Raw genomic sequence first — 11,293 nt, 5'->3', positions numbered from 1 at the left:
CGATGATGACGTCGTCGCGTTCGAGCAGCGCGCGCGTCGCCGAATGGCGCATGCGGTCGATCTGCTCGTTGATGGACGAATCCTTCTCGATATAGGTGTCGGTGCGCGGGACGTAGGCTTCGGGTTGGTAATAGTCGTAATACGAGACGAAGTATTCGACCGCGTTGTCCGGGAAGAAATTCTTGAACTCACCGTAGAGCTGGGCGGCGAGCGTCTTGTTCGGCGCGAGGATCAGGGCAGGGCGCTGCGTCGCCTCGATCACCTTTGCCATGGTGTAGGTCTTGCCCGAGCCGGTGACGCCGAGCAGAACCTGCGAACGCTCGTTGCGCTCGACGCCTTCGACGAGCTCGGCAATCGCCGTCGGCTGGTCGCCCTTTGGCTGGTATTCCGACTTGATCTCGAAGCGCACGCCGCCTTCGGACTTTTCCGGGCGCGGGGGCCGGTGCGGCGTCCACACCCGCATCGAGCCGTCGTCCTTGCGGAACTCCGGTCGTCCCTCGCGGATCAGCGTCTCCAGCGCGTCCGCGGTGGCCTTGACGCCCAGCGCCTCCATCTTGCTGCGCGGTGGCCGTGCCAGAGCCTCGGCATCGTCTTCCTCGGTGGGCAGCCCGAGTTGACGCGCCAGTTCCGGATCGAGGAACGGTACGGTCGCGGCAGTGCCGTAATTGGCCTGCGGCGCTTCCTCGAACGCACCAGCCTCTCCGCTCCCTCCCCCCTTGGTCGGGGAGGGGGGTGAGCCACGAGTCGAATCCTGCGGAAAATCCTTCGGAGTCGAGGCGCGCGCGCGATGCGCTGCGGCCTCGCCGCCGGCGCGACGGTCGCGCGAATTGTCCGGCGGCGGCTGGAGCCCCGTGGACGAGCCGATGCCGCTCTCGCCGCGATTGATCGCGGGATTGAGCAGCTCGGCCAGCGCCGGCCCGATTGGCTGCACGTCGGGTCGATGTGCTTTGGATTTCGGGGCTTTACCGGATTTTTCGGGGGGAGCAGGTTTCTTCGCCATGCCCCGAATATGGGACGAGTCCGCCGCTCAGGAAAGGGCGAATGCCCCTGCACGGGTCAGCCTGCTGACAGCAGGTTGGCAGCAGACTCACGCCGCCGGCAGCGAGCCGTCGTCTCCGACGGCCGCTTGCGGCTCGACAATGTCGAGATGGATCCCGCCGCAGTGCGTGCAGCGCATGGTCCAGTACTCGCAGCCAGCCCGGCCGCCGATCACGCGGAGCACGGTGAGCTCTCCGTTGCATTCCGGGCAGCTCGACAGCACGGAGCGTTCACAGGATTGGGCCAGCGGTTGCGTTTCTTCGAACTCGATCTGCGACATGACTTCAGTCCTCGTTCTGCCGCCGTGCTGTGTCAAAAGTCCCCGGTCAAAGGTCCTCTTCGTCCAGCTCCGTCCGCCGTCGGAAACGGTCGATATGGTGCTTGGCATCGGCAATCGCGGCTTCCGGATCGGGCCAGGCGAAGCCGACCTCCATCGCCGGAAACAGCACGCCGTCGATGGCGAGCAGGCTCAAGTCCGCGCGCCGGATACGGGCATGCCACAGGCCCTTGCCAGCCTCGAACGATTCAATGTCAAAGCCGTCGTAAAGTGTCGTCATAGTGGTAGTCCCCAATTTCTCGTTGGAGGGTTAGGAGACCACGTCCGCGCAAAGGCGCGTGTGAAGCCGTTCACACGAGGGCGGCTTTTTCGTTTTTCGTTTCAGGCGCGCGCGGCGAGGCGCCCACCCCTGCGCTTGCGCGCCGCGGGTTCCGCAGCGGTGCGCATGATCCAGCGGCGGAACGCGGCAAAGTCGCGCTGCTCGGTCTGGAAGCTGCGATACACCAGATACCAGCGCATGCCCTTGGGCACCGAGAGGTCGAACGGCGCCACCAGCCGGCCGGCGGCGAGATCGTCGTCGATATAGGGGCGGATGCCCATGGCGATGCCGAGCCCGTCGACCGCGGCCTGGAGCGCCTGCCCGTAGAACTGGAACTCGGGCCCGCGCGCGGTGATGCGGCTGACATTTGCCGCCTTCAGCCAGAGCGGCCAATCCTCCGGCGAATGCGCGACGCGGATCAGGCTTGGGCCCTTGAGGTCGGCCGGCCGCTTCAGGGATGTGGCGAGGCGAGGTACGCAGACCGGCGTGAGATCGCCGGCAAACAGCGGCTCGGCGACCAGCCCCGGCCAGTCGCCGGTGCCGAGCTTGATGCCGCAGCTCCAGTCCTCGCCGAACGGGACCGCGGCGCCGCCGGTGGTGAAGCGCACCTCGATATCCGGCTCCTCGCTGCGGAATTCGGAGAGACGCGGGATCAGCCAGCGCATCGCAAAGGTGTGGCCGACGCCGATGGTCAGCACGCGCACGCTGGAGGGCGCCGTCACCTGCGCGGTGAGGCTCGCCAGCGCGTCGAAGATCGGTGTCAACCCGCTCTGATAGGCGCGGCCGGCTTGCGTGAGCACGAGCTTGTTGGCCTTGCGCTCGAACAGCGCGACGCCAAGCCGCTCTTCGAGCAGGTGCACCATGCGGCTGACCGCGGCGGCCGAGACGCTCAACTCGATGCCTGCGGCGGCAAAGCTGCCGGTCCGCGCCGCCGCCTCGAATGCCTTGATGCCGTTGAGAAAGAGCAGCCGCCGCAAAAACATACCCTCAGGAAAGCTGATGCCAGGCCAAGATAACTCAGTTTGCGAGAGTTCCACAAGCGAGTCACAAGAATGAGTGCAATTCCAAGCTGATCTTGAGGTGCCTGCGCCTTCCCGCAAGGGCGGCGCGAGAGGCAGCTTGCGTCCCAGACTTGAGCCACCACAGGAGATCCCGTCGTGACGCCCATCATGATCGCTGCCCTTGGATTGCTGATGGTCGCCACCGCGTTTCTGTCGGGGCTGTTCGGCATGGCGGGCGGACTGATCCTGATCGGCGTGCTGCTGGCGCTGATGCCGCTGCCATCCGCGATGGTGCTGCACGCGATCACGCAGATCGCCTCGAATGGCTGGCGCGCGCTGCTCTGGCGCGCGCATATCCGCTGGCGGCCGGTCGGGGTCTATTTGATCGGCTGCGCCGTTGCGCTCGCGGCATGGTCGATCTCCCGCTACGTGCCGGACAAGCCGACCGCGCTGCTCCTGCTCGGCGTCACCCCGTTCATGGCGCGGCTGCTGCCGTCGAGCGTCAAGCCCGACCCGGACAGTGTCTGGCAGGGCACCGTCTACGGCACGATCTGCATGGGATTGATGCTGATGACCGGCGTCTCGGGGCCGCTGCTCGACACGTTCTTTCTGGGCGGTGAATTCGGCCGGCGCGAGAAGGTGGCTACCAAGGCGGTGTGCCAGGTGGTGAGCCATTTCACCAAGCTGATCTATTTCGGCGGCGTGATCGACCAGGCGGCTTCGCTCGATCCCGTTCTGGCCGGCGTCGCGATCGTGGCCTCGATGCTCGGAACCACGCTGGCGCGGCGTATCCTGGAGGCGATGAGCGATCAGCAATTCATCGCCTGGTCGATGCGGCTGATCACCACAATCGCATGCTACTATATCGCCTATGGAAGCTGGCTCCTGGTTCGCACGCCCGTGATGGCGGCCTTTGACAACGGAGGTGTGCAATGACTGACAGCGCAGACCCGCTGGTTCTGGATTTCGTCGAATGGATCGCGCGCGAGCCCCGCGTCTATGCCGAGGTGATTTCGACCTGGAAGACGTCGTGCCCACGCCTGACCATCTGGGAAGACGCCGCCGACCGCGGCTATGTCGCACGCGAGACGCTGCCCGGCATGGGCCTGATCATCGCGGTGACGGAAGACGGCGAGAGGTTCTTGCGCGTCAACGGAAGGTGAGGCCTCTCCACATCGTCATTGCGAGCGTCAGCGAAGCAATCCAGAATGGGAGACCCTCACCCTGAGGAGCGCGCATCTTGCGCGCGTCTCGAAGGGCGAGGTCGATAATCGGGCCTTCATCCTTCGAGACGCGCGTTCCGCGCTCCTCAGGAAGAAGGTCTGGCTGGGAAGACCGCTCATGTCACTCAAACTCTTCGAACTCGTCGGCACCGACGCAGCGCGGCCCTTCAGCCCATATTGCTGGCGTACGCGCATGGCGCTTGCGCATAAGGGCCTCGCCGCGGACACCCTGCCCTGGCGCTTCACCGAGAAAGCCGCGATTGCGCCACACGGCTCGCAAAAGGTGCCCGTGCTGCTGCACGACGACAGGCCGGTCGTCGATTCCTGGACCATCGCCAACTATCTCGAAGACACCTTTCCAGATCGCCCGTCGCTGTTCGGCGGGGAGGGTGGCCGCGCGATGGCGCGGATGCTGAACGGGTGGGGCGATATCGCGATCGTCGGTGGCATCTTTCCGCTGATCATCGCCGACATTCCGCAGAATTTGGCGCAGGTCGATGCGGATTATTTTCGCCGGACGCGAGAGGCGCGTTTCGGCAAGTCGCTGGAGGAGATCATGGCGAGCCGCGACACCGCCGTCGTCGCCTTTCGCAAATCGCTCGACATCATGCGTCTCACTCTGAAAACGCAAGCCTTCCTCGGCGGCAACGCGCCGAACTACGCCGACTACATCGTGTTCGGTGGCTTCCAATGGGCGCGCGTGGTGAGCCCGTTCAAGCTGCTGGAGGCGGACGACCCCGTCTACGCATGGCGTGAAAAGCTGCTCGACGCGTTCGGCGGCATGGCGCGGAAGTCACCGGGGCACCAGGTGTAGGTTTCGTAGCCCGGATTACGCTTGCGCTCCATCCGGGCTACGTGCCGCCGCATCCGCGGCCGCCTTGCGCAGGCAATCGCGGCACAGGCAGTCCTCGCCCTCGACCGGCATCGGCAGCCGCGCAGGCTCCTCGGCGCACCAACAGGCACCGGACAATCCGCATGAAAACGCCGTGCCGCAGCGGGAACAGGCGATTTGACGCAAAGGTGCGGCGGGTGCGGTGAGGATTTCTTTCCGATTTGTCATCATTCGCGCCGAAGCTTCGCCGACATTTTCATGCCGGGTTCATCATTGACGGCGGTATAATAATCGCCGCGCATGCCGCTAGGAAGTGCAAGGACAGAACAATGGCCCGCGATCCGCAAGCCGCGCTCGTTGCCCTCAACCGGTTCGGCTTTGGCGCGCGCGGCGGCGCATCCGGCGACTTCGTCAATGCCGCGTCCGACCCGCGCGGCTTCGTGAAGGCGGAGCTCGGCCGGCCGAACGGCGTGCTGCTGGAGGCGCCGGGCCTGCAATCGACGCCGCAGCTCGGCCAGGCCGTGTTCGAATATCAGGCACAGGTGAAAGCGGCGCGCGAGGCTGCCGCCAAGGCCGGCACGCCAGATGAATCGAAATCAGGTGAAGCGAAACCAGGCGAAGCCCAGCAGCCGCCAGCGCAGCCCGCACCAGCCGATCAGAAGCCCGCAGCGCGCCGGAATTTGTCGCTCAATGCCGTCGCGATGGACATCGCCGGCCAGTCGCCGGAGATGAAGGCGTCCGACGCCGCAGCAAAACCTGCTGAGGGCATGCAGCCCAATGCGCCGCCCCCGGCCACCGCGAAGCCTGCGCCGCAACCGCTCAATGTGATCCAGAAGACGTTTCGTGCCGAGGCTTTGGCGCGGCTGCAACGCGCCACGCTCGCCGATTGCGGCTTCACCGAGCGCCTCGTCGCGTTCTGGTCCAACCATTTCTGCATCTCGGCAGCCAAGGGCGAGCTGGCGCGGATCTGGGCCGGCGCATTCGAGCGCGAGGCGATCCGCCCCCATGTGCTCGGCCGCTTCGCCGACATGCTCAAGGCTGTCGAGCAGCATCCGGCGATGCTGTTCTTTCTCGACAACCAGCAATCGCTGGGTCCGGATTCGCGCGCGGGCCAGAACCGCAAGCGCGGGCTCAACGAAAATCTCGCGCGCGAGATCATGGAGTTGCATACGCTCGGCGTGAATGGCGGTTACACGCAGGAGGACGTCACCTCGCTTGCGCGCATCATCACGGGATGGACCTTCGCCGGCCGGCAGGGCCGGTTGGGCGAGCCCGGCAATTTCGTCTTCAACGCCAATGCCCACCAGCCCGGGCCGCAGGTGCTGCTCGGCAAAACCTATGACGCGGCGGGGCTGGCGCAGGGCGAAGCGGCGCTCGCCGACATCGCGCGCCATCCCTCGACCGCGACCTTCATCGCCACGAAGTTCGCTCGTCACTTCGTCGCGGATGATCCGCCGCCCGCGCTCGTTGCGCGCCTGCGCGATGTATTCACGAAGACCGACGGCGACCTCAAGGCGCTTGCGACAGCCCTCGTCGATTCCAACGAGGCCTGGACCGCGCCTCTGACCAAGATGCGTTCGCCTTACGAATTCCTGGTCGCGAGCGGCAGGCTGCTCGCGCGCGTGCCTGAAGATCCCGGACAGTACCTGGGCAGCCTCAATCTGCTCGGTCAGCCGCTGTGGTCGCCGGCCGGGCCGAACGGTTTTCCCGACACCAACGCCGCCTGGACCGCGCCCGAGGGCATGAAGCTCAGGCTCGACATCGCGGTCCAGATCGGCTCGCGGCTCGGCAACAATATCGATCCGCTTGACCTGCTGGAATTCGCCGCGGCAGATGCGGCCTCGACCGAGACGCGGCGGACCATCGAGCGTGCGGAATCGCGCCAGCAGGCACTGGCGCTGCTCCTGATGTCGCCTGAATTCCAGAGGAGATGACGATGGATTGCGCCGAGAATCGGCTCCTCACTTCGCGACGTGCGCTGCTGCTTGGTGGCGTCTCCTTCGCCGCCTGGGCGTATTTGCCGAAATTCGCGCGCGCGGCCGACGGCCGCGATCCGCGCCTGATCATGGTGATTCTGCGCGGCGCGCTCGACGGCCTTGCGACCGTCGCGCCGCTTGGTGATCCCGATTATGCCGGCCTGCACGGCTCGATCGCGTTGAGACGCGATGGTGAGCATCCTGCGCTCATGCTGGACTCGTTCTTCGCGCTGCATCCCTCGATGCCGGAATTCGCGCGCATGTATCGCGACAAGCATGCCGCGGTGATCCATGCGGTGTCGACGCCCTACCGCGACCGCTCGCATTTCGACGGCCAGGACGTGCTCGAAAGCGGCTATGCGGGCCCCGGCCGCGTGCAATCCGGCTGGCTCAACCGTGCGCTGGAAGCGCTGCCGCGCGGCGAGCGCGTCTCCAGCGGGCTTGCGGTCGGTCCCACCACGCCCTTGGTGCTGCGCGGCGCCGCGCCGACCGTCGGCTGGGCGCCGGTCGCGCTGCCGCAGGCCGATGACGACACCGCGATGCGGCTCGTCGATCTCTATCGTCACCGCGACCCCGCGCTTGCCTCTGCATTGTCGCAAGGCTTGCAGTTCGAGAAGGCGGCAAGCGGCGACGACATGAAGCCGAAGGGAGGCAACGCGGTCGCGCAGATGCGCCTGGTCGCGAAGGGTGCCGCAAAACTGATGGCGGCCGACGACGGCCCGCGCATCGCCGCGCTCGCTTTCGACGGTTGGGATACGCATGCCAATGAGGGCGGTCCGGTCGGGCGGCTCGCATTCCTGCTCGGCGGCCTCGACGGCGCGCTCGCCGAGTTCGAAAGCGGTTTGGGAGATCGCTGGCGCGACACCGTCGTCGTCGTTGCAACCGAATTCGGCCGCACTGCACGCATCAACGGCACCGATGGTACCGACCACGGCACCGGCACCATCGCGCTGCTCGCCGGGGGCGCCGTGAAAGGCGGCCGTGTGATCTCCGACTGGCCGGGATTGAAGCTCGCAAATCTCTACGAAGGCCGCGACCTCAAGCCGACGACCGACCTGCGCGCAGTCATCAAAGGTGTGCTGCAAGACCAGTTCGGCCTTGGTGATCGCGTGCTGGCGGAGACGGTGTTCCCCGACAGCGCCAGCGCAAGACCGATGAGAGGGCTGGTCGCATAACCAAGCACAGTCGTCATTCCGGGGCGCGCTTCAGCGCGAGCCCGGAATCCATCGCTCCGCGGAAAAATGGAATCCGGTCTGCGCCTTGCGGCGAATCCGGGAATGACGAGATAATCTGCGGAGCATCAGGAGACCAACTTCATGTACATCGCCATGAATCGCTTTCGCGTCGCCAAGGGGTCGGAAAAAGCCTTCGAGCAGGTGTGGCTGTCGCGCGACACGCATCTGGACAGGGTGCCGGGCTTCATCGAGTTTCATCTGCTGAGAGGGCCGGAAGCCGAGGACCACACGCTCTATGCCTCGCATACCGTGTGGGCCAACTATGCGGCATTCGAGGCCTGGACCAAGTCGGAGGCGTTTCGCGCCGCGCATCACAAAGCCGGCGACAACAAGCCGCTTTATCTCGGCCATCCTCAGTTCGAAGGCTTTGAGGTGATGCAGACCGTGGGGCGCGGCGGGAAGTAGCGCCGCGCTGCGAGCGTCAGCTCTTGGTGATCCCGTCGATCTCCGCGAGTTCGTCCGCGCCGAGCTTCCAGGCGATTGCCTTGACGTTCTCCTCGACTTGTTCGACGCGGGTGGCGCCTGCGATCACGCTCGCCACCTGCGGACGCGCGGCGAGCCAGGAGAAGGCGAGCTCGACCATGGTGTGGCCACGCGCCTTGGCGAAGGCCTGGAGTTTCTCGACGATATCCTCGTTACGCGGCGTGAGATAGCGCTCGCGCAGCGCCGGCGCCTTGGCAAAGCGCGTGTCGGCGGGAGCGGCCGCACCGCGCTGGTATTTTCCGGTCAGAAGACCGCTCGCCAGCGGGAAGAACGGCAATAGCCCGAGCTTGTACTCCTGCGCGGCGGGCAACAGGTCGTTCTCGATGTCGCGGACCACGAGGCTGTATTCGTCCTGGCAGGAGATGAAGCGGCTGACGTTCATCGCCCGCGCGGTGAATTCGGCTTCGGCGATGCGCCAGGCGGGGAAGTTCGAATTGCCGATGTAGCGCACCTTGCCTTGGCGCACGAGATCGTCGAGCGCGCGCAGCGTCTCCTCCAGCGGCGTCAGCGGATCGTAATCGTGCTGCTGATAGAGGTCGATGTAATCGGTCTTCAGCCGCTTCAGGCTCGCCTCGACCGCGCGCATGATGTAGCGGCGCGAGGCACCCTGCTTGGTGCCGTCGCTTGCCATCGGCTTGGAGAATTTGGTCGCGAGCACGATGTCCTTGCGGCGGTCGCCGAGCACGGTGCCCAAGACGGTCTCCGAACCGCCCATGCCGGCGTAGATGTCGGCGGTGTCGAACAGCGTGATGCCGAGATCGAGCGCGCGGTGGATCACCTTGCGCGAGGTCTCCAGATCAGTGCGCTGGCCGAAATTATTGCAGCCGATGCCGACGGCGGAGACGCGCAGGCCGGAGGCGCCGAGATTACGGATTTCCATGGGAGGAGGTCCTGTCAGAGGAGCGTGCGGGCAAGGGGCCATTCTGACGACCACGCGCTCGGCCAGCAAGGCGACGGCCGCGGTGCTGCCATGCGCACAAAAAAATGCGGCCCCGGTCAGACGCGGCGACTGACGGGGACCGCTTGGGCGCTTGATCGGTGACGGGGGGCCTGATCAGGCGCAAGCGGAAGCCTAGCCCTGCAATGTTACGTGCAGGTGACAGCCGCGCTTATCCACAGGTTGCAGGCCGCGGCTCAGAAGATCCTGCGGTAGACGATGAAGCCGGAGCGCTCCGCGACCTTATCATACAGGCGCTGCGCGGTGAGGTTGGTCTCGTGCGTCTGCCAGTAGACGCGGGGCGAGCCCGCGGCCTTCGCCCGCTCATACACCGCGTAGATCAGCGCCGAGGCGACGCCCTGGCCGCGCGCGGCCTCCGCCGCGAACAGGTCCTGCAGATAGCAGGACGGCTCGACCGCAGTCGTCGAGCGGTGAAACAGATAGTGCGTCAGGCCGAGCAGTTGGCCGTCTTTGTCGGCGACTAGCGCATGCACCGGCTCATATGCATCGAAGAAGCGCTGCCACGTCATGCGCGTGATCTCGGCCGCGAGCGCGGTCGCACCAGAGCGGCCGTAGAACGCGTTGTAACCGTCCCACAGCGGCAGCCATTGATCGTAGTCCTGCCGGGTGACGGCGCGAATGGTGAGCGACATGGCGAAATTCCACGATCAAGGGGGGAGCAAGGCGCTAGCCAATCGATCCGTCGTTCTAACGGGATGATCGCCGCGCCGATCAATAACGCTTTAGGTTGTTTGGAGCATGATCTCTTCGGAAAACCGCTTCACACTTTTCCGGATCATGCTCTTGCGCTATTCGGCGACGCGCAAATAGCGGATCAGGTTGCGGCCGGTGGGATCGCGCAGCGAGCGATAGTAATCGGCGCGCGAGGGCGCATCGCCGTGGCGGACGAGGTCGGTCACCGGCGTGTAGCTCAGCATGCGTCCGCCGTCGGGCAGCGCGGCGCAGACGAAGCGCAGCACCTCGCCATTGCTGAGCTTGATGTTGATCGGCGTGGCGTCGCCCATCCTGACCATCTCCATCCGCACGGCGATGAAGGCGCTCAACTCATCCTCGGGCAGCTCGAAGGCGCCAGTGTCGCGGCCGTGATACATCAGCGCGATGAAAGGCGGCCGGCTCTCTGCCTTTTCGTCGGGCAGCGAGAAGTAGTCGCGGAAGGCGCGGTTGATGAACTCGGCGCGGGTTTCTGCATCGAGCAAAACAATGCCGATGTCGACCTGATCGAGCGCCGCCGACAGGCGCTCTGCCGTGGCGTAATGCCGGCGCTCCAGCGCAAAGGCGTCGAGCAGGCGCTCGCGCATCAGCCCGGTAATCCCTGCGGTGGCGGCCGCTGTGATCGCCAGCAGGCCGAGCCGGACGAGGTCGGTCGCGGCGTAGCCGGGAACGGTCTTGTTGTAGAGGAAGAACAGCGCCGTGCCGATCACCGCGACGGCTGCACTGGCCATTGCGGAGGCGAAGCCGGACAGCGAGCCGGCAAAGGCGACGATGCAGACGAACAGCGGTGCGGGTGAGGGGATGGGAAGATAGCGATCGAGCAGCAACGCCAGCAGCGTGGTCGCTGCCGTCAGCGTCGGACCGGATATCGCACGCCATCCGAGGCCCATGGCCCTATCTTGCTCCCTGACGAGCTAACGCGCGGAGAGTGGCCGATCGTTGCGCCGTCGCGGTGCGGTTTCGCGTGAGATGCTTAAGGCGTGACTGCGCCGGCGCGCAGAGCTTTCCGCAGATTTTAAGCCAAGTCGCCGTGCGTTCGAGCGAATGCTCAACATCAGCGTGTGTCCCTTACGCCGTCACATGGCTGTGCACGGCCGGGAGGTTCAGCGTCGATGTGCCCGTGCTCTTGCGCGTGCCGGCGAAAATCAACAGCGATGCCGCGACCAGGATGGCCGCGGTGAGGGTCGCTGCAACGATGATCACCGGTGACTTCATCGATGGCCTGCTGCGATGCCGGTGA

Annotated in this window: 15 protein-coding genes; 6 read left to right on the top strand and 9 right to left on the bottom strand. The window is 65.5% G+C overall.

The annotated features are described in order from the left end of the window. The 4 genes from SO139_RS16805 to SO139_RS16790 form a co-directional block, all read right to left on the bottom strand. On the bottom strand, positions 1 to 1,000 hold a 1,000-nt coding region (locus SO139_RS16805), incomplete at its 3' end, for a DEAD/DEAH box helicase family protein (RefSeq protein ID WP_498540231.1). Positions 1,001 to 1,087: 87 nt separating this feature from the next. Then, on the bottom strand, positions 1,088 to 1,318 hold the full coding sequence (locus tag SO139_RS16800) for a hypothetical protein (RefSeq protein WP_449377871.1): 231 nt from the start codon (positions 1,316 to 1,318) through the stop codon (positions 1,088 to 1,090). A 46-nt stretch (positions 1,319 to 1,364) separates the two neighbouring features. Continuing rightward, a complete protein-coding gene (locus tag SO139_RS16795) occupies positions 1,365 to 1,595 on the bottom strand; it encodes a hypothetical protein (RefSeq protein WP_449377872.1) in 231 nt (76 codons plus the stop codon). 101 nt (positions 1,596 to 1,696) lie between these two features. Next, the gene (locus SO139_RS16790) at positions 1,697 to 2,611 is read right to left on the bottom strand and encodes a LysR substrate-binding domain-containing protein (protein WP_449377873.1); all 915 of its coding nucleotides are present in this window, start codon (positions 2,609 to 2,611) and stop codon (positions 1,697 to 1,699) included. Positions 2,612 to 2,791: 180 nt separating this feature from the next. On the opposite strand from SO139_RS16790, the gene SO139_RS16785 reads away from it, so the two are divergent. From SO139_RS16785 to SO139_RS16775, 3 genes are all read left to right on the top strand, one after another. Further along, on the top strand, positions 2,792 to 3,571 hold the full coding sequence (locus tag SO139_RS16785) for a TSUP family transporter (RefSeq protein WP_449377874.1): 780 nt from the start codon (positions 2,792 to 2,794) through the stop codon (positions 3,569 to 3,571). Next, a complete protein-coding gene (locus SO139_RS16780; RefSeq protein WP_449377875.1) occupies positions 3,568 to 3,798 on the top strand; it encodes a hypothetical protein in 231 nt (76 codons plus the stop codon). Before SO139_RS16785 ends, SO139_RS16780 begins: the two co-directional genes overlap by 4 nt. 178 nt (positions 3,799 to 3,976) lie before the next feature. Further along, entirely contained in the window at positions 3,977 to 4,672 is a 696-nt protein-coding gene (locus SO139_RS16775; RefSeq protein WP_449377876.1) for a glutathione S-transferase family protein, read from the top strand. Positions 4,673 to 4,687: 15 nt separating this feature from the next. Here SO139_RS16775 and SO139_RS16770 read toward each other — a convergent pair whose 3' ends face one another. Next, positions 4,688 to 4,918, bottom strand: a complete 231-nt coding sequence (locus SO139_RS16770; protein WP_449377877.1) for a cysteine-rich CWC family protein — start codon at positions 4,916 to 4,918, stop codon at positions 4,688 to 4,690. Between the two features lie 101 nt (positions 4,919 to 5,019). On the opposite strand from SO139_RS16770, the gene SO139_RS16765 reads away from it, so the two are divergent. The 3 genes from SO139_RS16765 (at position 5,020) to hmuQ (ending at position 8,306) form a co-directional block, all read left to right on the top strand. Next, positions 5,020 to 6,624: a DUF1800 domain-containing protein gene (locus SO139_RS16765; protein WP_449377878.1), complete on the top strand. Its 1,605-nt coding sequence runs from the start codon at positions 5,020 to 5,022 to the stop codon at positions 6,622 to 6,624. After that, entirely contained in the window at positions 6,621 to 7,841 is a 1,221-nt protein-coding gene (locus SO139_RS16760; RefSeq protein WP_449377879.1) for a DUF1501 domain-containing protein, read from the top strand. Before SO139_RS16765 ends, SO139_RS16760 begins: the two co-directional genes overlap by 4 nt. 141 nt (positions 7,842 to 7,982) lie before the next feature. Next, positions 7,983 to 8,306, top strand: a complete 324-nt coding sequence (hmuQ, locus tag SO139_RS16755; RefSeq protein ID WP_449377880.1) for a heme-degrading protein HmuQ — start codon at positions 7,983 to 7,985, stop codon at positions 8,304 to 8,306. Positions 8,307 to 8,322: 16 nt separating this feature from the next. On the opposite strand, the gene SO139_RS16750 is transcribed toward hmuQ, so the two are convergent. From SO139_RS16750 to SO139_RS16735, 4 genes are all read right to left on the bottom strand, one after another. After that, positions 8,323 to 9,264 carry an aldo/keto reductase gene (locus SO139_RS16750; protein ID WP_474798344.1) on the bottom strand — a complete coding sequence of 314 codons (942 nt, stop codon included), beginning with the start codon at positions 9,262 to 9,264 and terminating at the stop codon, positions 8,323 to 8,325. A gap of 254 nt (positions 9,265 to 9,518) precedes the next feature. Next, positions 9,519 to 9,974 carry a GNAT family N-acetyltransferase gene (locus tag SO139_RS16745; RefSeq protein WP_449377882.1) on the bottom strand — a complete coding sequence of 152 codons (456 nt, stop codon included), beginning with the start codon at positions 9,972 to 9,974 and terminating at the stop codon, positions 9,519 to 9,521. Positions 9,975 to 10,130: 156 nt separating this feature from the next. After that, positions 10,131 to 10,943 (bottom strand): PAS-domain containing protein, encoded by an 813-nt coding sequence (locus SO139_RS16740; protein ID WP_449377883.1) that lies wholly within the window; start codon positions 10,941 to 10,943, stop codon positions 10,131 to 10,133. 178 nt (positions 10,944 to 11,121) lie between these two features. Next, a complete protein-coding gene (locus tag SO139_RS16735; protein WP_449377884.1) occupies positions 11,122 to 11,268 on the bottom strand; it encodes a hypothetical protein in 147 nt (48 codons plus the stop codon). Between the last annotated feature and the right edge of the window lie 25 nt (positions 11,269 to 11,293).

It is taken from the genome of Bradyrhizobium sp. UFLA05-89 (assembly GCF_059803475.1).
Note: the sequence above shows the minus strand (reverse complement) of the source record. Positions and strands in the feature narration are given on the sequence as shown.